The organism is Klebsiella sp. MISC125 (assembly GCF_051131775.1).
Lineage (GTDB): Bacteria > Pseudomonadota > Gammaproteobacteria > Enterobacterales > Enterobacteriaceae > Klebsiella.
In genome coordinates, this window is record NZ_CP180448.1 from 6,006,986 (window position 1) to 6,033,347 (window position 26,362).

24 protein-coding genes are annotated in these 26,362 nt (G+C 52.4%); 12 read left to right on the forward strand and 12 right to left on the reverse strand.

Features of this window, described 5'->3' with window-relative positions:
* The 7 genes from rffG to trxA form a co-directional block, all read right to left on the reverse strand.
* The gene (gene rffG, locus ACMYSL_RS28115) at positions 1–1,068 is read right to left on the reverse strand and encodes a dTDP-glucose 4,6-dehydratase (RefSeq protein ID WP_434660836.1); all 1,068 of its coding nucleotides are present in this window, start codon (positions 1,066–1,068) and stop codon (positions 1–3) included.
* A complete protein-coding gene (gene wecC / locus ACMYSL_RS28120; protein WP_434660837.1) occupies positions 1,065–2,327 on the reverse strand; it encodes a UDP-N-acetyl-D-mannosamine dehydrogenase in 1,263 nt (420 codons plus the stop codon). Before wecC ends, rffG begins: the two co-directional genes overlap by 4 nt.
* The gene (gene wecB, locus ACMYSL_RS28125) at positions 2,324–3,454 is read right to left on the reverse strand and encodes a non-hydrolyzing UDP-N-acetylglucosamine 2-epimerase (RefSeq protein WP_112216131.1); all 1,131 of its coding nucleotides are present in this window, start codon (positions 3,452–3,454) and stop codon (positions 2,324–2,326) included. The genes wecC and wecB overlap by 4 nt, the downstream gene beginning before the upstream one ends.
* Positions 3,455–3,510: 56 nt before the next feature.
* Positions 3,511–4,557: an ECA polysaccharide chain length modulation protein gene (gene wzzE / locus ACMYSL_RS28130; protein WP_182235546.1), complete on the reverse strand. Its 1,047-nt coding sequence runs from the start codon at positions 4,555–4,557 to the stop codon at positions 3,511–3,513.
* 21 nt (positions 4,558–4,578) lie between these two features.
* Positions 4,579–5,673, reverse strand: a complete 1,095-nt coding sequence (gene wecA, locus ACMYSL_RS28135; RefSeq protein ID WP_110276890.1) for a UDP-N-acetylglucosamine--undecaprenyl-phosphate N-acetylglucosaminephosphotransferase — start codon at positions 5,671–5,673, stop codon at positions 4,579–4,581.
* Between the two features lie 243 nt (positions 5,674–5,916).
* Positions 5,917–7,176, reverse strand: a complete 1,260-nt coding sequence (rho, locus tag ACMYSL_RS28140) for a transcription termination factor Rho (protein ID WP_110276891.1) — start codon at positions 7,174–7,176, stop codon at positions 5,917–5,919.
* A 331-nt stretch (positions 7,177–7,507) separates the two neighbouring features.
* Positions 7,508–7,837, reverse strand: a complete 330-nt coding sequence (trxA, locus tag ACMYSL_RS28145; RefSeq protein ID WP_004097507.1) for a thioredoxin TrxA — start codon at positions 7,835–7,837, stop codon at positions 7,508–7,510.
* A gap of 340 nt (positions 7,838–8,177) precedes the next feature.
* Between trxA and rhlB the strand changes: the two genes are divergently transcribed.
* From rhlB to ACMYSL_RS28170, 5 genes are all read left to right on the forward strand, one after another.
* Complete coding sequence (gene rhlB, locus ACMYSL_RS28150) at positions 8,178–9,443, forward strand: ATP-dependent RNA helicase RhlB (protein ID WP_110276892.1); 1,266 nt, start codon at positions 8,178–8,180, stop codon at positions 9,441–9,443.
* Positions 9,444–9,568: 125 nt separating this feature from the next.
* Positions 9,569–11,077: a guanosine-5'-triphosphate,3'-diphosphate diphosphatase gene (gene gppA / locus ACMYSL_RS28155; protein WP_181484169.1), complete on the forward strand. Its 1,509-nt coding sequence runs from the start codon at positions 9,569–9,571 to the stop codon at positions 11,075–11,077.
* A gap of 18 nt (positions 11,078–11,095) precedes the next feature.
* Complete coding sequence (locus ACMYSL_RS28160) at positions 11,096–12,016, forward strand: LysR family transcriptional regulator (RefSeq protein WP_434664305.1); 921 nt, start codon at positions 11,096–11,098, stop codon at positions 12,014–12,016.
* Between the two features lie 138 nt (positions 12,017–12,154).
* A complete protein-coding gene (locus tag ACMYSL_RS28165) occupies positions 12,155–13,153 on the forward strand; it encodes an amidohydrolase family protein (protein WP_434660841.1) in 999 nt (332 codons plus the stop codon).
* A 75-nt stretch (positions 13,154–13,228) separates the two neighbouring features.
* Positions 13,229–13,951: a DUF554 domain-containing protein gene (locus ACMYSL_RS28170; RefSeq protein ID WP_434664307.1), complete on the forward strand. Its 723-nt coding sequence runs from the start codon at positions 13,229–13,231 to the stop codon at positions 13,949–13,951.
* A 63-nt stretch (positions 13,952–14,014) separates the two neighbouring features.
* Here the strand turns inward: ACMYSL_RS28170 and ACMYSL_RS28175 are convergent, their stop codons facing one another.
* Entirely contained in the window at positions 14,015–14,767 is a 753-nt protein-coding gene (locus ACMYSL_RS28175; RefSeq protein ID WP_434660842.1) for a GntR family transcriptional regulator, read from the reverse strand.
* Positions 14,768–14,987: 220 nt separating this feature from the next.
* Here ACMYSL_RS28175 and ACMYSL_RS28180 point away from each other — a divergent pair, with 220 nt between their 5' ends.
* From ACMYSL_RS28180 to ACMYSL_RS28190, 3 genes are read left to right on the forward strand one after another with little or no spacing between them, the layout of a single operon-like run.
* Positions 14,988–16,004, forward strand: a complete 1,017-nt coding sequence (locus ACMYSL_RS28180; protein WP_434660844.1) for an ADP-ribosylglycohydrolase family protein — start codon at positions 14,988–14,990, stop codon at positions 16,002–16,004.
* An 18-nt stretch (positions 16,005–16,022) separates the two neighbouring features.
* Positions 16,023–17,438 (forward strand): purine-cytosine permease family protein, encoded by a 1,416-nt coding sequence (locus ACMYSL_RS28185; RefSeq protein WP_434660846.1) that lies wholly within the window; start codon positions 16,023–16,025, stop codon positions 17,436–17,438.
* On the forward strand, positions 17,422–18,384 hold the full coding sequence (locus tag ACMYSL_RS28190; RefSeq protein ID WP_434660847.1) for a PfkB family carbohydrate kinase: 963 nt from the start codon (positions 17,422–17,424) through the stop codon (positions 18,382–18,384). Before ACMYSL_RS28185 ends, ACMYSL_RS28190 begins: the two co-directional genes overlap by 17 nt.
* 3 nt (positions 18,385–18,387) lie before the next feature.
* Here ACMYSL_RS28190 and rep read toward each other — a convergent pair whose 3' ends face one another.
* The 4 genes from rep to ACMYSL_RS28210 all read right to left on the reverse strand — a co-directional run bounded on the left by rep (position 18,388) and on the right by ACMYSL_RS28210 (position 22,714).
* Positions 18,388–20,406, reverse strand: a complete 2,019-nt coding sequence (gene rep / locus ACMYSL_RS28195; protein ID WP_434660848.1) for a DNA helicase Rep — start codon at positions 20,404–20,406, stop codon at positions 18,388–18,390.
* A 99-nt stretch (positions 20,407–20,505) separates the two neighbouring features.
* Positions 20,506–21,234 carry a nicotinamide riboside transporter PnuC gene (gene pnuC, locus ACMYSL_RS28200; RefSeq protein ID WP_182235538.1) on the reverse strand — a complete coding sequence of 243 codons (729 nt, stop codon included), beginning with the start codon at positions 21,232–21,234 and terminating at the stop codon, positions 20,506–20,508.
* Complete coding sequence (locus ACMYSL_RS28205) at positions 21,234–21,983, reverse strand: nucleoside phosphorylase (RefSeq protein ID WP_434660850.1); 750 nt, start codon at positions 21,981–21,983, stop codon at positions 21,234–21,236. Before ACMYSL_RS28205 ends, pnuC begins: the two co-directional genes overlap by 1 nt.
* A gap of 26 nt (positions 21,984–22,009) precedes the next feature.
* Positions 22,010–22,714, reverse strand: coding sequence for a Crp/Fnr family transcriptional regulator (locus ACMYSL_RS28210; RefSeq protein ID WP_434660852.1), 705 nt, complete (start codon positions 22,712–22,714; stop codon positions 22,010–22,012).
* Between the two features lie 194 nt (positions 22,715–22,908).
* On the opposite strand from ACMYSL_RS28210, the gene ppiC (ACMYSL_RS28215) reads away from it, so the two are divergent.
* The 4 genes from ppiC (ACMYSL_RS28215) to ACMYSL_RS28230 all read left to right on the forward strand — a co-directional run bounded on the left by ppiC (ACMYSL_RS28215) (position 22,909) and on the right by ACMYSL_RS28230 (position 26,342).
* Entirely contained in the window at positions 22,909–23,190 is a 282-nt protein-coding gene (ppiC, locus tag ACMYSL_RS28215) for a peptidylprolyl isomerase PpiC (protein ID WP_110276899.1), read from the forward strand.
* 51 nt (positions 23,191–23,241) lie between these two features.
* Positions 23,242–23,523 carry a peptidylprolyl isomerase PpiC gene (gene ppiC, locus ACMYSL_RS28220; protein WP_110276900.1) on the forward strand — a complete coding sequence of 94 codons (282 nt, stop codon included), beginning with the start codon at positions 23,242–23,244 and terminating at the stop codon, positions 23,521–23,523.
* Between the two features lie 409 nt (positions 23,524–23,932).
* Positions 23,933–25,270 carry an MFS transporter gene (locus ACMYSL_RS28225; RefSeq protein ID WP_434660854.1) on the forward strand — a complete coding sequence of 446 codons (1,338 nt, stop codon included), beginning with the start codon at positions 23,933–23,935 and terminating at the stop codon, positions 25,268–25,270.
* Positions 25,271–25,382: 112 nt separating this feature from the next.
* Positions 25,383–26,342, forward strand: a complete 960-nt coding sequence (locus ACMYSL_RS28230) for a C-terminal binding protein (RefSeq protein ID WP_434660855.1) — start codon at positions 25,383–25,385, stop codon at positions 26,340–26,342.
* Positions 26,343–26,362 lie beyond the last annotated feature (20 nt).

The window sequence follows — 26,362 nt, forward strand, 5'->3', positions numbered from 1 at the left end:
TCAGGCTTGCAGCCCCAGGCGTTCGCCTTGATAACTGCCATCCAGCACCTGCTGCCACCAGGCTTCATTGGCCAGGTACCACTGAACGGTTTTGCGCATCCCGCTGGTAAACGTTTCGTCCGGCGTCCAGCCCAGCTCACGCTCAATTTTCGTCGCATCGATGGCATAACGCAGATCGTGTCCAGGACGGTCAGCAACGAAGGTGATGAGATCGCGATAGCGCCCCAGGCCATTCGGTTTGTGCGGCGCTAGCTCCTCCAGCAGATCGCAAATGGTTTCCACCACCTCGATATTCTTCCGTTCGTTATGGCCGCCGATATTGTAAGTTTCGCCCGGCTCACCGCTCGTCGCCACCCGATACAGCGCCCTGGCGTGATCTTCCACATACAGCCAGTCGCGAATCTGCTGCCCGTTGCCGTAAACCGGCAGCGGCTTGCCAGCCAGCGCATTGAGGATGGTCAGCGGAATGAGTTTTTCCGGGAAATGATAGGGGCCGTAGTTATTCGAACAGTTGGTGACCAGCGTCGGCAGGCCATAGGTGCGCTGCCATGCGCGCACCAGATGGTCGCTGCTGGCCTTCGACGCCGAATAGGGGCTGCTTGGCGCATAAGGCGTGGTTTCGATAAAAAAGGCATTGCTATCATGCAAGTCGCCATAGACCTCATCCGTCGAGATGTGGTGGAAGCGAAAGGCCGATTTTTGGTCATCCTTGAGCCCATTCCAGTAAGCCCGCGTCGCTTCCAGCAGCGTATAGGTACCGACGATATTGGTTTCAATAAACGCCGCTGGACCATCGATTGAGCGGTCAACGTGGCTTTCGGCGGCCAGGTGCATCACGATATCGGGCTGATGATGGCTAAATACGCGATCCAGCTCCGCTCGATCGCAGATATCCACCTGCTCAAAGGCAAAGCGAGCATCCTGAGCAACAGGTGCCAGCGACATCAGATTCCCGGCGTAGGTCAGCTTATCAACGACCACCACGTTATCGGCGGTCTCAGTGATAATTTCGCGTACCACCGCCGAACCGATAAACCCGGCTCCGCCGGTGACCAGAATCGTTCTCACCGCCAGACCCCTTTGGTATCGACGATAAACTGCTGGCTGACGCTATCTCCGCTAATTGCTTTAAACTCATTATGATCGACCAACATCACCAGCACATCGGCGTTCGCCAGCGCATCGTCCAGTTGCGCCAGAGTGCACAGACCGTCGAGTTTCTGCGGCAATTGATGAATATTCGGTTCAACAACCAACGTCTCGCCGCCATGCCAGCGGGCGATTTGCGCGGCAATCGCCATAGCCGGACTTTCACGCAGGTCATCGATATTGGGTTTAAATGCGAGGCCGAAGCAGGCGATTTTCAGCTCGCTGGCGCGCTTATTGCTGGCCGCAAGGCAGTCGGCAACCCGCGCTTTAACCTGGTCGATCACCCATTCTGGTTTATGGTCGTTCACCTCGCGCGCGGTGCGGATAAGCCGCGCCTGCTGCGGGTTCTGCGCCACGATAAACCACGGGTCGACCGCGATGCAGTGGCCGCCAACGCCCGGACCGGGCTGGAGAATATTGACGCGCGGATGGCGATTCGCCAGGCGAATCAGTTCCCAGACGTTAATCCCCTGATCGGCGCAAATCAGCGAGAGTTCATTGGCAAACGCAATATTGACGTCGCGGAAGCTGTTTTCGGTCAGCTTGCACATCTCGGCGGTGCGCGAGTTGGTCACCACGCATTCCCCTTCGAGGAAAATTTTATACAGCTCGCTGGCGCGGGCGGAGCAAATCGGGGACATTCCACCGATCACGCGATCGTTCTTAATCAGCTCAACCATGACCTGTCCCGGCAGTACGCGCTCCGGGCAGTAGGCGATATTCACATCCGCCGCTTCGCCGACCTGCTGCGGGAAGCTCAGATCTGGGCGTATTTCCGCCAGCCAGCCTGCCATTTGCTCGGTTGAGCCGACAGGGGAAGTGGATTCGAGGATCACCAGCGAGCCTTTCTTCAGCGTCGGCGCGATAGATTTGGCCGCCGATTCAACGAAAACCATATCTGGCTCATGCAGGTCTTTAAACGGCGTCGGTACCGCAATCAGGTAAGCGTCGGCTTCCACCGGCGCGGTGGTGGCGCTCAGATAACCCTGCTCGACCGCCGTTTTGACGACACTCGCCAGATCCGGCTCCACGATATGAATTTCACCACGGTTAATGGTCTCCACGGCATGTTGATTGATATCAACGCCGACCACCCGCTTTTGCCGGGAGGCGAAGGCGGCTGCAGTTGGCAGGCCAATATACCCAAGGCCAATTACCGAAATGGTAGAAAAGCTCATAGCGTTACCTGATTATTTTTAAGTGCGGACAAAATACGATGACACGCTTGTCCATCGCCGTACGGGTTATGCGCCCGGCTCATGGCTTGATACGCGGACTCATCTTGCAGTAAGCGCGTGACCTCATCGACGATGCGCTGGCTGTCAGTACCCACCAGGCGCACGGTGCCAGCACTGACGGCTTCCGGGCGCTCAGTCATTTCACGCATCACCAGCACCGGCTTGCCAAGCGACGGCGCTTCCTCCTGAATACCGCCGGAGTCTGTGAGAATCAGCCATGCGCGATTCATCAACCAGACAAACGGCAGATAGTCCTGCGGCTCAATCAGCATGACGTTATCAACATGGCCGAGAATGCGGTTAACCGGTTCGCTGACGTTCGGGTTCAGATGAACCGGGTAAACAATTTGTACGTCCGGGTTATTAGCAGCAATTTCCGCCAGCGCATGGCAGATTTGCTCAAAACCGCGACCGAAGCTCTCCCGACGATGCCCGGTAACCAGGATCATCTTCTTGCCATTGCCAAGGAAGGAATAGCGCTCGGTCAGTTCACTGCTTAACGCTTCGTTGCTCAACACGCGATCGCGTACCCAGAACAACGCATCAATCACCGTGTTACCCGTGACCGTAATTTGAGCATCCGCAATGTTCTCCTGCAGCAGGTTCTGTCGCGAGGTTTCCGTCGGCGCAAAATGGTACGTCGCCAACCGTCCGGTTAACGTGCGGTTCCCCTCTTCCGGCCACGGCGAATTCAAATCGCCCGTGCGTAACCCTGCTTCGACATGACCCACCGGGATACGTTGATAGAAAGCCGCCAGGCTCGCCGCCATCGTGGTGGTAGTGTCGCCATGCACCAGCACGACGTCCGGTTTGAATGACTCCAGCACCGGCTTTAACCCCTCAAGGATGCGGCAGGTAATCTCCGTCAACCCCTGACCCGGCTGCATTATGTTGAGGTCATAATCCGGAACAATAGAAAAAAGTTTCAACACCTGATCGAGCATCTCCCGATGCTGCGCGGTCACGCAAACTTTCGCCTCAAAATGAGGATCCCTTGCCAGCGCATGTACCAGAGGCGCCATCTTGATGGCTTCTGGTCTCGTGCCAAATACGGTTAGTACTTTCACATCGATTCTCTTCGATTAGGTGATGAAGGCCGAATGTCCTTCATCACAGGCTGCATTCACTGGATACGGCGACGCGATAACGCAACGCCTGCGCCGATGAGCGCGCCCACAATCCCCCACATCACCATCAGAAATACGCGGCGCGGGCTATCGCGTTTTACAGGTTCTTCAGGTGTTCGCAAATACCGGTAAGTCTGAAAACGCGGGTCCAGCGTTGGCCCAACGTTCAATGTTGTTAGCATTGCTCGGCTTTGGTCATAGTCGATATCGTATTCCGGCCCCACTGCCTGTAGGTTTTCCAGTCGAGCCTGCAGCATCGGCCGCCCCAGTAAAAACAGTTCCGAATCTGGCAGTTGGTCAGGCGGAACATCGGTTTCGCTGCGAGAAATGTTGTGCTGTTGTGCGACTTTCAGCGCCTGCTCCACGCTATGGTTGCGGCGATTGAAAATCTCGCGAGCCACCTCTTCCTGTCGCTTTACCTGCGCTTTCATCTGCACGGTCCGCGCCGCCCATGCACCTTTCAGTTCATCGTTCAGATGCCCTGCCGCACGCTGGCTGGCGAAAGCGACATACTGACGCAGCAAGTTGTTAGCATCCGGTGCCGTTTCGGCCGTTAGCTTCACGCTATCATTGACGCTTTTTAGCGCATCGCCGGGCATAAACTGAATGTCGTTGATCAGGTCATCCAACAATGCAGCATCCGCGCGAGCGTTGCCCGACTGGCGCTGTTTGTAGTAATCCGTTTGCAGCCAGAAGTCGCGCCGGGTATCCCAGGACGCCTGCTGCATAATGAACTCTTTGTACGCCTCGTCCATTACCGAAGGTTGATCGACCGATACAAGATTGGCCTTGATGTCGAGATTGCGTAAGAACTGCTGCTGCGAATAGTAGCCGCCCAGCATATTCACTGTTGGCCGGTCAGTAATCGCCGTTGCGCTCCACTCCTGGCGAGCAAAAAAGGTATAAACCAGAACAATCAGCGCAAAGAGCACTGCCGTACCTGCTATCCAGCTTTTTCCTGCCCATAAGGCGCGAAACAACCCGCGAATATCCAGCTCATTCTCAACGTTCACTGCTCGTGCTCCCGGTAATGGTTGAGTCATCACGTCCCCAGACTTACTTGGTTAATTTGGATTATTGCTGCTGTGTCGCCGTATTCTGCGTCTAATGCGCTTAACCAGACGCGCCACTTTCCAGGCGCGTTTAATGCAGTAGCCATAAAGGAAGAAGGCTAACAAAAACAGTATCAACATCACCCACTCAGGAACAATACGGGTGTATTCCGCCACCACGCCTACCAGCGCCAGCAACGCGGCAGCCAGGGTGATCAGCACGAATGCCTGGCGGGAAGTAAACCCGGCACGCATGATTAAATGATGAATGTGTTGACGGTCCGGGGAGAACGGACTCATCCCTTTACGCAGGCGGCGATACATAATCGCCACCATATCCATCAACGGAATGGCAATAATCCACAGCGCGGTAACCGGGCTAATGGGGTGCGTTTTGCCTTGCGTGGTCTCCAGCAGGATCCAGATGATAGTGAAGCCAATCATGGTACTGCCGGCATCACCCATAAAGACCTTGTAGCGACGACCAAGCGCACCGAGGTTAAGTAAAATATAGGGCAAAATGGCGGCGATCATCGCAAAACACCACATCGCCAGGCTGTATTGACCATCAAACCACAGAATGATGCCCGTCGCCGCGAAAGAGACAGAGGAGAGACCGCCAAGCAGACCATCAATACCATCAACCATATTGAAGGCATTGATCGCAGCCCAAACGGCGAAAAGCGTGAGGAAGAATCCGAAAGGGCCGAGCACCAGCTCCCACGAACCAAAAATAAAACCCAGGCTACTAAGATGAAGATTACCGACCGTCATCATAATGACGGCGATGGCGGCCTGAATAACCGCGCGAATTTTTACACTGATATCAAAGCGGTCGTCCAGTGCACCAACCAGCACAAGCACCCCGGCGCAAGACAGATATAACCGCGCGTGGGGGATATAATAATCTGCGATAGCAAACGTAAAACAAATACCTGCATAAACTGAGATACCACCGACTAACGGAATCAAACCCTGATGCCGTTTGCGATAGTTAGGTTTATCCACCAACCCAACTCTTTTTGCCGCCTTACGAGCAACAAATATAAATAGGGTAGTGAATAAGAAAATACTGATTAATTCAGTAATAGCAGTGAGTAAATTCACAACGCATGTGCTCTCAGCATAGTTAATCCGGGAAGTATAACGATGATGTCTCAACTCCTGAAGGGGTAAAGCAGAACATTACAAATTTATTGTATAGATTTTAGTCTGTTAAAGTTCTCTCTGCCTGATATTGTGCCGCACACATCATACGATAACACCCGCTTTGTTTTCCCTTTCTGGATCATACAAACCCAGAAAACAAAACGCCACGCAATAGCGTGGCGTTCTCTGGTTTTTTTTAACTTACGAGCGCTTCATCATGTCGAAGAAGTCATCGTTAGTTTTGGTCATCGCCAGTTTATTGATGAGGAACTCCATCGCGTCAATTTCACCCATCGGATGGATGATTTTACGCAGGATCCACATCTTCTGCAGCTCTTCCTGAGTGGTGAGCAGCTCTTCTTTACGCGTACCGGAACGGTTGTAGTCGATAGCCGGGAAGACGCGTTTTTCAGCGATCTTACGCGAGAGGTGCAGTTCCATGTTGCCGGTACCTTTAAACTCTTCATAGATAACTTCATCCATTTTAGAGCCGGTATCGACCAGAGCCGTAGCGATAATCGTCAGGCTGCCGCCCTCTTCCACGTTACGCGCAGCACCGAAGAAACGCTTCGGACGATGCAGGGCGTTGGCGTCAACACCACCGGTCAAAACTTTACCGGAAGCCGGTACGACGGTGTTGTAGGCACGAGCCAGACGGGTGATGGAGTCGAGCAGGATGATAACGTCTTTCTTGTGTTCAACCAGACGTTTCGCTTTCTCGATAACCATTTCCGCAACCTGAACGTGGCGGGATGCTGGTTCGTCAAAGGTGGAAGCAATAACTTCACCTTTCACCAGACGCTGCATCTCGGTTACTTCTTCCGGACGTTCGTCGATCAGCAGTACCATCAGCACACAATCAGGATGGTTGTACGCAATGCTCTGCGCAATGTTCTGCAGCAGCATGGTTTTACCCGCTTTCGGCGGTGCAACAATCAGACCACGCTGACCACGACCGATCGGCGATGCCAGATCCAGGACGCGAGCAGTTAAGTCTTCCGTAGAACCGTTACCACGCTCCATACGCAGACGTGAGTTTGCGTGCAGCGGCGTTAAGTTCTCGAACAGAATCTTATTACGCGCGTTTTCCGGCTTGTCGTAGTTAACTTCGTTAACTTTCAACAATGCAAAGTAACGCTCACCCTCTTTAGGAGGACGAATCTTACCGGAAATGGTGTCACCAGTGCGGAGGTTGAAACGGCGGATTTGGCTAGGGGATACGTAGATGTCATCAGGACCGGCGAGGTAGGAGCTGTCTCCAGAACGGAGGAAACCAAATCCGTCCTGTAGTATCTCCAGCACACCGTCGCCAAAGATATCTTCGCCACTCTTTGCGTGCTGCTTCAGGATGGCAAAAATGATGTCCTGCTTGCGCATACGTGCCTGGTTTTCCAGACCCATATTTTCGCCGAGAGTAATCAGCTCAGAAACCGGCGTATTCTTTAATTCGGTAAGATTCATAATGGTGTGGGTTCTTAAACTCGGGGTAAAACTCGAACTTAATGTTGTGAATGGTATGGCAGGAACATCCATGCCTGTTAACGGCTTTCATCTCGTGTCTGTACGTCGCCTGGTCACAGGAAAGAACGCAGAACTGAAACGACTAGACGGAATGAGTGATAAGCCCGGAATTATTAGCTTCACGCGCATTTTTTGCGGGATGCTTTGGGTAAAACAAGATTCAAACAAAGGTATGTTTAAAACGAAGTCTGGAATTAACTTAGCACGACTCTTGCCGGGCGTCCAGAGATCCGCAAAAAATAGGAGTCTGGACGCCGGAATAGCAAATCGCTTACGCCAGGTTGGCGTCGAGGAACTCTTTCAACTGGCCTTTGGACAGCGCGCCAACTTTGGTTGCTGCAACTTCGCCATTTTTGAACAGCAGCAGAGTCGGGATGCCGCGAATGCCGTATTTCGGCGCAGTACCCGGGTTCTGATCGATGTTCAGTTTCGCAATGGTCAGTTTGCCCTGATACTCTTCAGCGATCTCATCCAGAATCGGGGCGATCATTTTGCACGGACCACACCACTCTGCCCAGAAATCGACGAGGGTTAGCCCGTCAGCCTTGAGTACGTCCGTGTCAAAACTGTCGTCAGTCAGGTGAATAATTTTATCGCTCATATTTAACTCCACAGGAATAAGCCTGGTGTGTTGGTGTCGCAGTCATCAACGACGTGTCGATGCTACGTTATGCACGCTATTTTCAGGATGCCCCTTTAAGCCACCTGCGCGACACGGCCCATCATGGACCTCGCCGCTCAGGAGTCAAAGCAATCTGTATTCAAACCGGCTTATCGCAGATTTGTCACCCCGGCTCGCTTAAGTAGTCTAAGCTTTCGAGGATTCGTTCAGTTGCCGCAGACGCACCTTGAGTCATTTCATGCATAGCCAACGAAAGGTTGACGTTATTTCACCGGATACGCTTTCTTAATGCAATAGTTAGCTGATATTCTACCACACTATGAGCAAAACACACTTAACAGAACAGAAGTTTTCCGACTTCGCCCTGCACCCGGCAGTGATTGAAGCCCTTGAAACAAAAGGGTTTCATAATTGCACACCCATCCAGGCACTCGCTCTCCCGCTGACGCTGGAAGGTCGTGATGTTGCCGGGCAGGCGCAAACCGGTACCGGTAAAACGATGGCGTTTCTTACGTCAACGTTTCATTATCTTCTCACTCACCCGGCCATTGCTGACCGCCAGGTCAACCAGCCGCGCGCGCTGATCATGGCTCCGACCCGTGAACTGGCAGTGCAGATCCACGCTGATGCAGAACCGCTGGCACAGACTGCCGGTCTGAAGCTCGGCCTCGCATACGGCGGCGACGGCTACGACAAGCAGTTGAAAGTACTGGAAAGCGGCGTTGATATTCTGATCGGTACCACCGGTCGCCTTATCGACTACGCCAAACAGAACCATATCAACCTCGGCGCCATTCAGGTTGTTGTCCTCGACGAAGCCGATCGCATGTACGATCTCGGCTTTATTAAAGATATTCGTTGGCTGTTCCGTCGTATGCCGCCGGCCAATCAGCGCCTGAACATGCTGTTTTCTGCCACCCTTTCTTATCGCGTGCGTGAACTGGCGTTCGAGCAAATGAACAACGCCGAATACGTTGAAGTCGAGCCGGAGCAGAAAACAGGTCACCGTATTAAAGAAGAGTTATTCTATCCTTCCAACGAAGAAAAAATGCGCTTGCTGCAGACGCTGCTGGAAGAAGAGTGGCCCGATCGTGCAATTATCTTCGCCAATACCAAACACCGCTGTGAGGATGTCTGGGGCCATCTGGCAGCAGACGGGCATCGCGTCGGCCTGTTGACCGGTGACGTCGCGCAGAAAAAACGTCTACGAATTCTCGAAGAGTTCACCCGTGGCGATATCGATATCCTGGTGGCGACAGATGTAGCCGCACGTGGTCTGCATATCCCAGCGGTTACTCACGTCTTTAACTACGACCTACCGGACGATTGTGAAGACTACGTTCACCGCATCGGTCGTACCGGACGCGCTGGCGCTAGCGGTCACTCAATCAGCCTAGCTTGTGAAGAGTACGCGTTGAACCTGCCGGCTATCGAAACCTATATTGGACATTCGATTCCGGTGAGCAAATACAATCCAGATGCGCTCATGACCGATCTGCCAAGGGCGCTTCGCCTGACGCGTCCGCGTCCGGGTAACGGTCCACGCCGTAACGGTCCGCCACGTAACCGTCGTCGTTCAGGTTAAAGCAATATGCCGTACACAAAATCATTCAAGTTGCATCAAGGCGGCAAGAGAACGAATCCCGATGAGCTTACTCTGGTGAGTGATTCGGGTAAGAGAACGCAGCCAACACAGAGGCAATTTGAAGGATGAAGTGTATGAGCTCCACCTCGCTCTATGCAGCTATCGACCTGGGTTCCAATAGCTTTCATATGTTGGTTGTACGCGAGGTGGCGGGGAGCATCCAGACCCTCAGTCGTATTAAACGCAAAGTGCGTTTGGCTGCCGGTCTGAATAGCGACAATACGCTCTCCGCAGAAGCAATGGAGCGCGGCTGGCAATGTTTACGTCTGTTTGCCGAACGCCTGCAAGATATACCTCCAGCGCAAATTCGCGTGGTCGCCACCGCGACGCTGCGCCTGGCAGTGAACGCCGGAGAGTTTCTGGAAAAAGCGCGGGAAATCCTCGGCTGCCCGGTGCAGGTCATCAGCGGAGAAGAGGAAGCACGTCTGATTTATCAGGGCGTTGCGCATACCACTGGCGGCGCGGACCAGCGTCTGGTCGTGGATATCGGCGGAGCCAGTACTGAGCTGGTTACCGGAACCGGCGCGCAAACCACCTCGCTTTTCAGCCTGTCGATGGGCTGCGTCACCTGGCTGGAGCGCTACTTCGCCGATCGCAGTCTCACCAAAGAAAATTTTGACCTTGCCGAAACCGCCGCGCGCGAAGTGCTGCGCCCCGTGGCCGATGTTCTGCGCTATCACGGCTGGAAAGTGTGCGTCGGTGCCTCAGGCACCGTTCAGGCCTTGCAGGAAATCATGATGGCGCAGGGGATGGATGAACGCATCACCTTAGCCAAACTACAACAGCTCAAACAGCGCGCGATTCAGTGCGGTCGTCTGGAAGAGCTTGAGATTGAAGGCTTAACGCTCGAACGGGCGTTAGTCTTCCCGAGCGGTCTGGCAATACTGATGGCCATTTTCAGTGAGCTGAACATTCAGTGTATGACCCTCGCGGGTGGGGCACTGCGTGAAGGTCTTGTCTACGGCATGCTGCATCTGTCGGTCGATCAGGATATTCGTAGCCGCACGCTGCGTAATATTCAGCGTCGGTTTCTGGTGGATACCGAGCAGGCGCAGCGCGTTGCACAGCTGTCCGCGCATTTTGTTCGTCAGGTGGAAAATAGTTGGGATATTGAGCCATTATGCTTCGATCTGCTGCAAAGTGCCTGTCAGCTGCATGAAATAGGCCTGAGCGTAGAGTATAAGCAAGCGCCTCTGCACGCGGCCTGGCTCGTTCGAAATCTCGACCTGCCCGGTTTCACACCTGCGCAAAAAAAGCTGCTCGCAACGCTGTTATTAAACCAAACCAACGCGGTCGATCTCTCTTCGATTCATCAACAGAACGCAGTTCCGCCGAGGGTGGCTGAGCACATGTGCCGTCTGCTGCGTCTGGCGATCCTGTTTGCCAGCCGTCGACGCGACGACCTGCTGCCGATGATCGCGCTGGCCGCCGAAGGCGAGAAACTCACGCTGACGCTGCCGGAGGGTTGGCTGGAAAATCATCCGCTGGGGCGGGAGATGGTAGAACAAGAGTGCCAGTGGCAAAGTTATGTCCATTGGCCGCTGCTGCTCAACGGGGATAGCGCGACAAAATAGTCCTGACAGGAAGAGATGATGCGGGAAGAACTGGATTTCAAATCGCTGCGTTTTTTTTCCGCCCTATTCCGCCTGGGGAATGTTTCGTCTGCCGCCGAAGCGCTGAACATCAGTCAGCCTACCGGTAGCCTGCTATTGAAAAAGCTACGCGACCATTTTGACGACCCCTTGTTCGTGCGCATCGGGCAGCGAATGATACCCACGCCGCGAGCTGACGATATTGCACAGACCATTTTTACCATTCTTCAGTTGGTCGATAACGAACTGCCTGGTAACCCTGAATTTATCCCGCAAACCAGCACGCGTAATTTCACCATCGGCATGACCGATATCAGCCAGATGACGTTGTTACCGCCGCTGCAAGCGCAATTACAGCAGCAGAATGCGGAAGCGATTACCTTTTCAGTGCTGAATATTGATGATCAAACGCTGGGTGCTCTCGAGTCAGGTAAGTGTGATTTAGCCATCGGTTATCTGATGCAGCTACCGGATAGCGTTTACCAACAGCGCCTGTTTAATCAATCATATGTCTGCCTCGCGGCAGAAAATCACCCCAGAATCTGCTCCACGTTTACCGCTGAAAACTGGCGGCTGGAAAAGCATCTGGCGGTTCACGTTAACGGTACCGGACATGGCGATATTGATAAGTTGCTCAATGAGTACGGTATGCCACGTCGTATCTCCCTTACGCTGCCCAGCTTTTTAGGCGCGGGTGAGCTGGTTGCAGGCAGCGAGCTGATCGCCGTCGTACCGGAGCAATTGGCGCGCCATATCATCCATCGCTATCCCTGCCGCAGCTGGCCGCTGCCGTTCTCACTGCCGGAAATTGCAATTCGCCAGGTCTGGCATCAGCGCCTGCACCGCGATCCCGGCCACATCTGGTTACGGTCACTGATCGCCAACTTTGCTATGACGGGTAGCAATACCATCCTTTATTAATTTTTAAGCTTTCAAAAATAATACTGTATTAGTTTTTTTGATAACCCGTATTACATTCCTCTTATTGCCATCAATACCTAAAAAAACTTATTCTCCTCGCATCAAGTCATACGAAAAAACAGTTCAGAGGAATATATCATGCGTGGAAAAATCGCTTTAGAAGAACACGTTTCAACACCTAAAAATAACAGCCTTTGGGATTCTACCGGCGAAGCGGCAAGAAATGGCTCTGATTATATGAAAGACGTTGAGCGTCGTTTATTAGATCGCAGTTACCAGCTTGACGAAATGGCTCAACGTAATATTGATCACGTTATTTTGTCATTAACTTCACCTGGCGCGCAGTCTATTCTTAATAAATCCGAGGCGGTTTCCTTCGCTCGTGAAACTAACGACTACATTGTCGAAAGCTATGTGAAACCCAATCCAGATAAATTCAGCGCTTTTGCTACCCTGGCATTGCAAAACCCGGAAGCCGCTGCTGAAGAACTGGAGCGTGCGGTTAAAAAACTCGGCATGAAAGGCGCACTGATTAACGGTTACACCAATGTTCAGGATAGCGAACACGGCCTGTACCTGGATGATGAATCCATGCTGGTATTTTGGGATAAAGTGAATGAGCTTAACGTCCCGGTTTACCTGCATCCTCGCGAACCTCTGGAAGGCCCGGCTCGCGGGATCTACACCGGCTATGAAAGCCTGATCGGCTCAGCCTGGGGTTTTGCCCAGGAAACCGCAGTTCACGCTATTCGCCTGATGATGAGCGGCCTGTTTGACCGTTATCCTAATCTGAATCTGGTGCTGGGGCATTTAGGTGAAGGCCTGGTTCACATGCTGCCGCGTACTCAGCATCGTCTCTACCGTCAGCGCTTCGGTTGCGGTTTAGGTAAAGCGGAAAAACCGTTAATGCACTATTTGCAGAATAACTTCATCGTCACCACCAGCGGTCACTTCAATACCTATTCTCTGCAAAATGCGCTGGATATTATGGGCCCGGATCGCGTGATGTTCTCCGTCGATTATCCGTACGAAGATATCCATCAAGCCTGCGATTGGTTTGATCCGCTGGAAATGGAGACGGAACTGAAAAATAAAATCGCCTGGGGCAACGCCAGCCGCGTATTCAATATTAAATAATTAAGCATGATTATGATAAAGGGGCCTGCAATCAGGCCCTTTTATTTATCCGCCACACAAAAAGGAGGAGATGCTATGCCAGTGGGTATTTTTGTTTGCAGCGGCTCACTGCTTGTCGGTGCAATTTTCGGTGCCTCTCTCAACCGATTTATTCCTGAGCATTTAAAAAAGACCTTACCTTTAATTGCCGGATTAATTTCGATCAGCATGGGCGTATTTTTCCTCAACAAACTGGTAAACCTTCCGCCCATCGCCCTGGCGGTCATTGTCGGCACCATTATTGGTAGCCTGGCGCATATTGAAAAACATATCGAAAACGCAGGCGTTAAGCTGCGCGGCCCGATTGAGAAAATATTCCCCACCAAAGGGGATGCAGGCATCAATGCGGAGGATTTTACTAATCAATTTATCGCCGTATTGATTTTGTTCTGCGCCAGCGGCACCGGTATTTTCGGTGCCTTAACGGAAGGTATGACCGGAGATGCAACGATACTGTTTACAAAATCTATCCTCGATTTCTTCACCGCCGCGATTTTTGCCTCCGCACTCGGCTACATTATCGCCGTCATCTTTGTGCCTCAGCTTATTGTCTTCGTTATTCTCTTTTTTGCCGCCAGTTTTATCATGACGATGATTAATCCCTCGATGGTGGCCGATTTTACGGCCTGCGGGGGCATCATCATGCTGGCGACAGGTTTTCGGCTCTGCGGAATTCGCGCCTTTCCTACGGCGAATATGCTGCCATCGCTAATACTGGTAATGCCCTTCTCCGCCGTGTGGCAGCAATTCATCGCCTGAAAGCTAATAACGCCAGCATCGCCCGGATGCTGGTATCATCTTTCCAGACTGTGCCTACAGTGCTTATGCCCGCAACGACTGAAGCTTTACTCTGAAATCAAAATTAAAGTAGTTACTCAGGCAAAACGCGGTGCCGTACTCAAGCACCTCCCCATGAGCGTTACGGCTTTTCAGCGTAATTTTCATCAACGGTACTCCTTGGGGTAAATCGAGCAAATTCAGCTCTTCACCCGAAGGGATATGCACCGTCAGAGAGTAATCCTGAAGATCGGGAAAAATATTGTTTTCAGCCCAGTGGACATACAGAGAGCCTTCGAGTAAATCCGGGCGAGGCAAAAAACGTTCAGGAATAAACATGGTTTCGATGGAAACCGGAAGGGCGTCAACTAAACGCACGCGTTTTATTTTCGCCACCCGATCTCCGACCGAGATCTCCAGTTCGCGAGCCAGAATATCGTCCGCCGCCAATTTTTCCCTCACCAACCACCGGTTGGACACCATCCCTGAATTTTGTAGCTGAGCAGAAAATCCGCCGCTGGCAAGATTATAGCTTACCGGCAGATTCACCTCGGTGCCTTTCCCGTGGCGCTTAATAACCAAGCCGGCTTCCAGTAGCGCCTCCAGCGCTTTAACCACCGTCACGCGCGATAGCTCAAGAGCCTGAGACATTTTGCGTTCAGAGGGCAAAATACTGCCATGAGCCAGTAACCGATCCGCTATTGCAGCTTCAATAGCCTGTTTTAATTGAATATAAAGCGGCGCAGGCGCCTCAGCATTCAGGCGCCTTTTTATATACTCAAACAGCGGTTGCGACATAATTTAGTGGCCTTAAGGGATTAAGCAGCAGTGGATTTATCATAGTGGATCCATACTGGAATCTATAGCCCCATCATAACGCCCCTCCGCGCTCTCCCAGATCCTAATTTGCTATCAGAATGCGCTATCGATCACAGAGTGATTATAAAGGACTTTAACTGGACTTAATCTGGATCTATTTTTAGTACAACTTTTATTCACCTCTCGCTGGGAGTCGTCGATGACTGATATTCGCCCTACCTATACCGCCGAACGCCGCATCCTTGGCTGTCTTTATGGGCAAGCCGTGGGTGATGCAATGGGAATGCCTTCCGAGCTGTGGCCTAAACGTCGAATCATCAACCATTTTGGTTGGATTGAACGTTTCCTTCCCGGACCGAAAGAGAATATTGCGGCCAGTGAATTTAGCGCCGCGGAGTTTACCGATGACACGCATCAATGCATCGCTTTGATGGATGCGCTCAATGAAACCAACGGCGTCACCGATCCACTCGCTATCGCCAGACATATACTGCTGTGGGCCAGACGCTATGAGGCATTTGAGAAGAATATTCTCGGCCCGACTTCGAAAGCTTCCCTGCTCGCGCTCGAGCAGGGGCAGGTGCTGGATGAGATAGCGGCCAACGGCGTGACCAACGGTGCAGCAATGCGCGTGGCGCCGATGGGCTGTCTACTACCAACCAGGGACAGAACATTTTTCATTGAGCAAGTACGGCTATCCTGCCTCCCGACGCACAAATCAGATATCGCGATTGCCGGCGCGGTGGTGATTGCCTGGGCCATCAGCCGCGCCATTGAAGGTGCCGGGTGGCCGTTAATCAAAACCGAGCTGGCATCACTCGCAAATGAAACCCAGCGCCATTATGAGTCCACTTTTAGTCCACTTCTCGGGAATCGCATCCACTTAGCGTTAGATATGATGACCAGAGAGGCTGACCACCTGACAGGCATTGAACGTATTTACGAAGATATCGGTGCCGGCATGGATATTATCGAATCCGTCCCGGCAGCAATTGCGCTTGTCGAACTGTCAGGAACGCAGCCCATGAAATGCGCCATGCTGGCGGCAAATTTAGGCGGCGACACCGACACCATTGGTGCGATAGCAACGGCTATCTGCGGCGCGCTTCATGGTATAGAAGCTTTCCCTGAAGAACATATACAACAGATTAATCAGGCCAACGGCATCAACTTCGCGCCTTACGCACAGCGGCTTGCAGGCTACCGCTTCGCATAATTCACAGAGGGCATCAATATGGACAACAAAGCTTCATACGATGGCAATATCCAAACGGCGGATCCCGGAATGGCGGAGTTGGGGATCGGTCTGGTCCCCCCAATTCACCAAAACCAAAAGCCGGTACAGCTCTTTTTCGTCTGGTGCGCGGCGAATATCGGCATTCTTGGGGTTGTTTACGGTGCAGTTATTGTGTCATTCGGTCTCTCATTCTGGCAGTCAATTCTTGCTGCCATCGCAGGAGTCGCCTCCTTTGCGCTGGTCGGCGTCACCAGCATCGCCGGAAAAATTGGACGCACCACAACGTTGACACTTTCCCGCGTCATATTTGGCAAACGCGGTAATATCGCGCCCACCAGCTTTTGCTGGGTGAACCTGATGGGCTGGGAATCGGTCAATATCATTACCGGCACGCTCACTCTCGTCGCGCTGTTTGCCGCCATGGGTTTTGAAGAGAGCCTGACGACCACTTCGCTATCGCTTTTCCTGTTTGGCGGATTGACCGTGCTGGTCAGCGTACTCGGCCAAAATGCCGTGCTGATGATGCAAAAATGGATCACCCGAATCTTTGGTGCCATGACGCTACTGGTAGTGATTTATTTGCTATTCACCGCGGACTGGCAGGCCATCCTCGCCCTGCCTTCAGGCAGTTGGCTGACCGGTTTTCTCCCGGCAGTCTCTATTATCGCCGCAGGCACCGGCATCAGTTGGGCTATTGCCGGTGCCGACTATAGTCGGGATCAGCGCCCTGATTCCGGTGAAAAGAGCATTTTTCTCGCCGTTGTTAGCGGCGCCGCCCTTCCCTTACTGCTGCTGATGCTCACCGGGATACTGCTTACCGCCCAAATCCCTGATTTGGCGTCCAGCGAAAATCCAATTTCCGCGATCGGCAAACTACTGCCTTCCTGGATGGCAATCCCCTATCTTGCCGCGGCTACCGCCGGGGTCGTGACCATCGCTGTGTTGAGCCTCTATTCCGCTAGCCTTAATCTGTTAAGCATGGGGATTAAGCTACAGCAGCGTTCCGCCGTGGCCATCGATGCCGTATTGGTTCTGGGGATCGCGCTCTACGTGCTGTTTGTCTCGAAAGATTTTCTCGGGCCGTTTATTGCGTTTCTGATTTTCTGCGGCGTATTCCTGGCCGCCTGGGCCGCCATTTTCATCATCGATTTCTACCGGATCCGCCGCCATGCCGGATATTCGGAAGCTGACTTATTCAGGGAAAGCGGCGCGAACCGAACCGCGCTGGGCTGCTGGATTGTCGGCGCGTTGGCGGGATTGATGGTATCCAAAACCGGGTTTATCGATGGGCCTTTCGCGGTCGGGATTTTCGCGGACTCAAGCCTGGGATTATTCGTTTCTTTTATTCTGAGCCTGGTGCTGTATCTCGTGTTCGGAGCCAGAAAGGGGGCTTGCCGTGACAATAACTGCTGACCGGCTATCGCCCCAGCGGCCGATAGTGGTTATCGGCGCTGCTTTTGGCGACCTTATTCTCCACCTCGATACGCTACCGCAAAGCGGTAGCGATGTCTCCGCCAGCGATGGTGGACGGCAGATTGGCGGCTGCGCGTTTAACGTCGCACGTGCGCTCGCACGCCTCGGCCTGGCCCCGGTTAACGCCATCCCGGTGGGCAATGGCGACTGGGGGCAAGCCGTTGCGCAAAAAATGGCGCAGGAAAGTTTACCGGTTCTCTTGCGCCATCCCACCCACGATAACGGCTGGTGTCTGGCCCTCGTAGAGGCCAACAAAGAGCGGACGTTTATCACCGTTGAGGGCTGCGAGCAGCACTGGAGCACCGAGCTGTTGGCGCAAATCCCGCAGCCGAAGGACGCGATTATTTACGTCTCAGGCTACGAGCTGGCCAGCGAAATGCTGCGCCAGTGGATTCTGGGCCTTACGGAAGATAAAACACTGTTTGTCGATTTTGGCCCTCGCCTGTGCGATATGGATATTGATTTTATTCAGGCATTGTTGCGCAAACGTCCCGTACTCACCCTAAATCGCGACGAACTCAGCGCGCTAAGCGCACGTTTATACCACCAGGAGAACGCCACGCTTGAGTCAGCTTCTCGACTCGTCAGCGACTGGCAGCTGCGGGCGATTTGTCGGTTTGATAAGGATGGCGCGTGGGTAGTTGAACCCAACGCAGGGCCGCAGCATATCCCAGCCTGCCGCGTGGAAGTTCACGATACAATTGCCGCAGGAGACAGCCACTGTGCGGGAACGATTGCCGGGCTGGCCTGCGGGATGAATCTGCGTCAGGCGACGCTGCTGGGCAATGAGGTGGCAGCTATCGTTGTCAGCAGGCCAGGCTCAGACGGCGCTCCCACTCGTCAGGAGCTACGCCAGTTCCAGCTTCGGCAGGAAAACGATCGCTAACTGCTATTTACGCGCCTTCGCCAGCATCTCCCGGATGTTGGCGACGTTCGCCTGGCCTTTATGCATCCTCTCTTCCGCCGAGATAACCTTGCGCTCCTGCTCCCAAATCAGGTCGTCCTGCGGCAGCTCCAGCAGGAAGCGGCTCGGCTCCGGACGTACTAGCTCACCGTACTGTCGGCGTTCCCGACATAGCGTAAAGGTCAGTTCTTTCTGTGCTCGAGTGATGCCAACGTAAGCAAGGCGTCGTTCCTCATCGACATTGTCTTCGTCAATGCTGCTTTGATGGGGAAGCAACCCCTCTTCCATGCCGACCAGATAAACATACGGAAACTCCAGCCCCTTTGAGGCATGAAGCGTCATCAGCTGAACCTGATCTGTCTCTTCATCAGACTCCCCTCGTTCCATCATATCGCGCAGCGTGAAGCGGGTGACAACCTGAGTGAGCGTCATCGGCTCATCGATTTCGCTCCCTTCCAGCATTTCGGTCATCCAGGTGAAGAGCATATTGACGTTTTTCATCCGCATTTCGGCGGCTTTCGGGCTAGGCGAGGTCTCGTAGAGCCAGGATTCATAATCCACCCCGCGGATCAGGTCGCGGACGGCGACAATCGGCTCAAGCTCTGAGAGCTGTTGGATCTCCCGCAGCCAGTGGGTGAAGCGGGTCAGCGACTCATAGCCGCGCCCGGTTAGCGTCTGGTTCAGTCCCATATCGAAGCTGGCGGTAAACATGCTTTTGTTACGCCCCATAGCCCACTCGCCCAATTTTTGCAGGGTCGCCGAACCAATTTCACGCTTTGGCGTATTAACGATACGCAGGAAAGCGCTGTCGTCGTCCGGATTGGTCAGCACGCGTAGATAAGCCAGAAGGTCTTTAATCTCTGGGCGGGAGAAAAACGACGTGCCGCCGGAAATTTTGTACGGGATGCGGTTTTGCATCAGCATCTTTTCAAAAACCCGCGACTGGTGGTTGCCGCGATAAAGGATCGCATAGTCCTTGTATTCGGTTTTATTAATAAAGTGATGGGCGATCAGTTCACCGGCTACGCGTTCAGCTTCATGTTCTTCATTATTGGCGGAGAGTACCTTCAGTTCCACGCCATAGCCCAGCTCGGAAAACAGGCGTTTCTCGAAGACATGCGGGTTATTGGCAATCAAGATGTTGGCCGCCTTCAGGATACGCCCGGAAGAGCGGTAGTTCTGCTCCAGCTTAATCACCTGCAGCGCCGGGAAATCCTGACTGAGCAGGACCAGGTTCTGCGGCCGCGCGCCGCGCCAGGAGTAGATCGACTGATCATCGTCACCCACCACGGTAAAGCGCGCCCGTTGTCCCACCAGCAATTTCACCAGTTCATATTGACTGGTGTTGGTATCCTGATATTCATCCACCAGCAGATAGCGAATCTTGTTCTGCCAGCGTTCACGCACTTCTTCATTGCGCTGCAACAACAGCGTTGGCAGCAGGATAAGATCGTCAAAATCCAGTACGTTGCAGGCTTTCATATGCGCATCGTACAAGCTATAGCAATGGGCAAAGATCCGATCCCGTTCGCCTTTCGCATTTGCAGCAGCCTGTGAAGGGGTTTGCAGATCGTTTTTCCAGTTTGAGATCGTCGAGATCAGCTGCTGGAACACCACTTTGTCATCTTCGATCCATCCTTCAGTAAGATCTTTTAACAATGCTATCTGGTCAGTATCGTCGAACAACGAGAAGTTAGATTTCATCCCTAACGCCGCGTACTCGCGCTTAATAATATCCAGTCCCAGCGTATGGAAAGTGGAGATCATCAAACCACGGGCTTCTTTACGTCCCAACGTTTGCCCGACGCGCTCTTTCATCTCTCGCGCCGCCTTGTTGGTAAAAGTCACCGCCGCGATATGACGTGCTTGATAGCCGCAGCCGCGGATCAGATGGGCGATTTTATTGGTAATAACACGGGTCTTACCGGAACCGGCACCCGCCAGCACCAGGCACGGTCCGGTAACGAATTCGACGGCTTGTTGTTGGCCAGGGTTTAAACGCATGGGAATATTGCTCAATCTTCGAACGGGGTGAGGATTGTAGCAGAAAGAGAGGCGGAGAGAGCAACAGGCTACCCTTTCAGGCAGCCTGTAATCTGTAAATCAGGAAGCCGTCCCGGCAAGCGGCGTGTAACCGTTGCGTTGCGCACTTTTGATCCAGCTGTAGGATCCCATCACTGCAATCGCCGTCAGCAGGACGTACTCGAGCGACATGGCGTAAACGCCCTGCACCGCGTAAATAACCACGCTAATCACGTCGATAAGCACCCACAGCAGCCAGTTTTCCACGTATTTACGCGTCATCAGCACCATCGCCGCAATGGACAACACCAGCATCGTGGAGTCCCAGAACGGGAACGCGTCAGGCTGCAATTCCGGCATCGCAACCTGCATGCCGGTCATTTGCAGCAGGGCGATCATGATACGGGTTAACGTCGCAAACACCGGATCGATAAACTGCGTCATCAGCACAATCGCTACCACGCAGACGCCGCCCAACATTAACGTCTGCTGCCGGGAGAGCCAGCGTACCTTCAACGCGGCTTCTTTCTCATCATTCTGACGGCTCCACGCATACCAGCCGTAAATATTGGCGGCGAAGAAAAACACCTGCAACAGCAGGCTGGCGTAGAGCTGAATCTGGAAAAAAATCGCCGCAAACAGGGTGACGTTAATCAGGCCAAACAGATAGTTGATAATTTTTTCCCGGCTGGCGCACCAGATGCACAACAGGCCAAACACGGTACCGATGGCTTCAATCCACGATAGCGCATAGCCGCCTTCGCCGAGAGGAATGTCGACCATCACATTGTTAATGCTAAAAAAGTCCATCACTGACCCCCTTGCTGGCTATCGGAATAAATGGCGCGCAGCGCCAAAGTAATTTGTCGTTCTTCGCCCTGTTGGCACAGCGTTTCCTGCTGGACATAATCATTGATACTGCTGTCCAGGCAACCGTTGTGGGCAACAACTACGTTGAGTAATGAGGCGGTTCGTAGCCCGCGTAATGTACCGATAGTCATCAAAGCGGCGCTTTCCATATCCGCCCCCAGAATACCGCGCGCCGACCACTGCACATCCAGTTCTGCTTCGCGGTCGGTATAAAAACTGTCATGGCTACGCACCAGACCGCAAACGGCGGGGATATTCATTTTAAGTGACTGCGCCATCAGTTCCCAGGTAAGCCGCGGGTCGGCGCAGGCCGGGTAGCCCGCTGGCGCATAGGTTCGACTGGTACCATCATCCATAACCGCAGCATGAGCGATAATCACATCGCCGAGCGCAAGGTTATCCTGCAATGCCCCACAGCTTCCGATGCGAATTAAGGTGGTCACGCCAATCTGGCGTAACTCTTCAATGGCGATAGCCGTGGATGGTCCGCCGATGCCGGTGGAGACGACCAGAATTTCAATGCCCTGATACCAGCCTCGCGCGGCGCGAAACTCCCGGTTCTGGCCCAGCAACTCCGGGTTATCAAGAAAACTGACAATGCGATCCACCCGCTGCGGATCCCCCGGCAACAGCGCATACCGCGCGCCGGTCATTTCTTTGCTCAATTGAATATGGGGTTGCAGCGCCATTCTCCCGTCTCCTTAACTCTTTGCTGTTATCCGATATCAGCCTCCTGCTTTAGTTTTTCAGGGGCTAATATCACGATGCGTTCGCCATCGGTATCAATAATCTGTAGCGTTTTCAGGTCGTGCAAAATACGGTTAATACTGCGGGTGGTTGCCGCAAATTCCTGGCTGAGATTCTGCTTATCGAGCAAGATTTCTCGCGCACCGCTCTGTTGGTAGCGCTGCCATAATGCCTGGCACATCCGCTGATGCAGCGAGTAGAGGTTGTCGCTACTGGCCTTTTTCGACAGCTGGTAATATTGCTGGCTAAAAAAGCGCAGCATCCGCTGGTTAAAATGGTTATCTAACGCCAGCCAACGGCAAAAATGCTCCTGCGACAAACTCAGCAGCTGTACATGGCCAACTGCGACAACCGAGCAGATGTACTGGCGCGACTCGAAGATTTCGAGTTCACCCAGCATGTCGCCCTTACCGTAGCGAGCCTGCTGGTAACGACGCCCATCTTCCGCCTCATAAAAGACATCGACCTCACCGGCGATAATCAGCGAAAAACGCTGGCATACTTCACCCTGTCGACAGATAAACGCGCCGCGCGGAATTTCTTCAAAGCGCCAACGCTGCATAATTTCCAGTGGGCAATATTTCAGTAATTCATACAGCTGCGGATCGCCAACAATCTCGCTAAGCCCGGCAAGCCAGGCGACTGAAAACTCAGCTTTTTTCATTGCATCCATGTTATCTCTCTCCACGACGGGAAGGACAGGACGGCTGTCCTGGGCAAGAAGGAATACACCGGGTAAAAATGTCGCTCATCTCCCGCTTCCATTAACCAGGCGGGACATCTGTCCTGGGATGGCGAAGAGTATATGTCCAGGCCCAGGACGGGTGGTAAAGTAACGGCACATCTTTGAGAAGTGAGAACAAAATAATGGCAAAGAGCGCAGCAGCCCTGCACATCCTGGTAAAAGACGAAAAGCTGGCGCAGGAGATCCTTACGAAGCTGGAGCGCGGCGTGAGTTTTGATCACCTTGCAAAGCGCTATTCAAAGTGCCCATCCGGTCGTAACGGCGGCGATCTTGGTGAGTTTAATCAAGGGGTAATGGTCGGGCCGTTTGATAAAGCCGTCTTCAGTTGCCCGCTGCTAAAGCCTTACGGGCCGGTCAAAACCAAGTTCGGCTACCACATCATTAAGGTGCTATATCGCCGCTAGCCCATGCTACTATTGCGCCCTGATTCATCCCCATTCAATCAAGGCGCGATCATGGCTAAAACAGCGGCAGCAATGCACATCCTGGTTAAAGAAGAGAAACTGGCCCTCGACCTGCTGGAGCAGATTAAAAACGGCGGCGATTTCGAGAAACTGGCGAAGAAACACTCTACTTGCCCTTCAGGCAAAAAAGGCGGCCACTTAGGTGAATTCAAACAGGGCCAGATGGTTCCTGCGTTTGATAAAGTCGTGTTCTCCTGCCCGGAGCTGGAACCTACCGGCCCACTGCACACCCAGTTCGGCTATCACATCATCAAAGTGCTGTACCGCAAATAACCAGTTTGGCCCTTTTCTTTCGTAAAGGGCCAACATCTGACATGTTAGTTATGCGAAAAAATTCCCACTCCTCATAACGAATACTGACTTTTTCTGCAATGGCAGAACCATCATCACATCCAATTCTCAAATCTGACATGTCAAAAACATTCATGCTTCTCACTTTTTTGTGATGAAAATCACACTATAAAGCATTTTTATCGCCATTTTTCGTGATCTAAACGTCAATTTATTACGCTCTCTGTCGTCATATAAAAAATGAGTGATATCTTATGTGACATGTCAGATTGAGTGGTGTTGTCTCAACTGACTAAAACAGCGGCGTCTCTATGAAGACAAACCCGGGACTCCATGCCATGGTGTGGAGACGCGCACCAGACCTTATGACTTTATTCAGGAAACACGTGTTATGAGTCATTCAATACAACAACAGTCCCTGGATGCGAAAAATGATTTAGAAAAAATCATCGTAACAAAAACGACCAGGAAACTTGTTCCACTGATGGTATTGATGTACATCGTGGCGTATATAGATCGTCAGAATATTAGTTTTGCTAAATTACAAATGGTAGATAGCCTCGGATGGAGTGAAGCGGCTTTTGGACTCGGCGCATCGCTTTTTTTCATCGGTTATTTAGTTTTCAGCGTTCCCGGAAATTTAATATTATCAAAAGTAGGTGCTAAGCGCTGGTTCACTATTAGCTTGTTGTCATGGGGAGTCATTACCATGGCGCTGGCGTGGACCGAAAAAATGTCAACGTTTTACGCCTTACGTTTCATTCTTGGCGTTGCCGAAGCCAGCTTTTATCCTGGGTTAATTTACTACTCCACTAAATGGTTCCCTTTAAAGTATCGACCACGTATTGTCGGTTATTTAGTCACGGCAAGTATGGTCGCAAATATGATTGGCGCCCCAATTAATGGCTCTCTGCTTAGTATGCATGGTTTTATGGGACTGGAAGGATGGCAATGGTTATTTCTGGCAACCGGAGTGCTGGCGCTTCTGCTGATTGCCCCGGTGTTGCTATGGTTCCCACAAGGCCCGGAGCAGGCTCGCTTCTTAAACAAAGAAGAGAAAAGCTGGTTAATTAAAAAACTGGCGGCTGAACAGGATGCCAACACCGATAAATCGGTCAATAGCTTAGGTAAGTCACTAACCGACTGGCGCGTGCTGGCCCTGGCGCTGGTATACGGATTCATCTGTTTTGGCGCCTACGGAATCAGTTACTGGATGCCGACTATCGTTAAAACGTTCGGTGCCACCGATATGATGAATGGCTTAGTGAACATGATCCCGTGGGCAATGGTTATCGTAATGCTACGCTGGATAACCAGTAAACCAGAACGCACCGAGAACCCTTATATTAATGTTGCATTACCTATGTTCACCGCCGCAATATGCCTGCTGCTCTCAGTCTGGACATTCACACAGCCCGTTATTAGCTTCATCTGTATTTGCGGTGTTGTATTATCAGTATTTGCGATTCAACCTTGCTTCTGGAATTTAACTAAGTTTCTTTCAGGCGCAACGGCGGCAGCAGGCATTGCTATTATTAACTCACTGGCAAACCTGGGCGGATTCTTCGCGCAAAATACCATTCCTCTGGTACGCGATTTAGAAAAAAGCGACTCTGCCCCAATGTTATATTTAAGCGCAGTTATGCTTATCGGCGGCATTATTACAATATTAATTATTCGCTGGTTAAAGAACATCGCCATCAGGGACGCTAAACCCGTTACGCAGTAATTACATAAAGCCTGAAAAATACTCACTAATTTCACATCCTATTTTCAGGGTGCGGCGAACTACAGCCATAAAAATTAAATCCTTAATTTTATAATTAAGCGTGGTAGATATTATGAAGAAGATAGTTGTTATTGAACCCGGATATTTAAATTACTCCGCAGAAGAAAGTATTTTACGCGAGTGGGACCCGAAGTTTGTTGTCGTTCCGGCAAATGCCTCTCAGGAAGAGAAGTTACGCCAGGTAAGCGATGCTGATGCCGTCATGGTCCGCGAAGCAACCGTCAGTCGCCCCATGATTGAAGCGATGCTTCAGTGCCGCATCATCGTGCGCTACGGCGTCGGCGTAGACAATATCGATAGCCAGGCGGCAAGAGAGAAAGGAATCTATGTCGCCAACGTTCCGGATTATGGGTCTGAAGACGTTGCCGAGCACGCTCTGGCGCTGCTCCTTGCCGCAACGCGCCGCATCGCCACCCGCAATCGCGACGTTCGCGGTGGCCAATGGGGAGTTGGTCAACGCGAACCTATGTTCCGTCTGGCAGGAAAAACGCTCGGTGTCATTGGGTTTGGTCGTATCTCCCGCTGCTTTGTGCAAAAAGCATCCGGGATCGGCTTTAAGCGCATTCTGGTTGTCGATCCGCTGCTTACCGATGAGCAGGCGTTACTGGCTGGCGTGACCCGGGTCAGTCTCGACACGCTGTGCCATGAAGCGGATTTCATCTCCCTTCACGCACCATTAACCCCGGACACCCATCACCTTATTGGTGAGGCCGAACTGGCAAAAATGAAGCCCAGCGTCATTCTGGTCAATACCTCGCGCGGCGGGCTTATCGATGAACAGGCGCTGATCAACGCCTTGCTGCAACAACGTATTTTCGCCGCCGGACTCGATGTTTTTGAATCCGAACCCCTCAGTGCAAAAAGTCCATTACTACAAATGGATAACACCCTATGCACGGACCACACAGCCTGGTTTACCGAAGAGTCGGTGATCGAGCTGCAAAGTAAAGCCGCATATGAAGTACGTCGGGCATTTGAAGGCCAACAGCCGCTTAACTGGGTTAACCCATAGATCCGTATTCGTTATAAAAA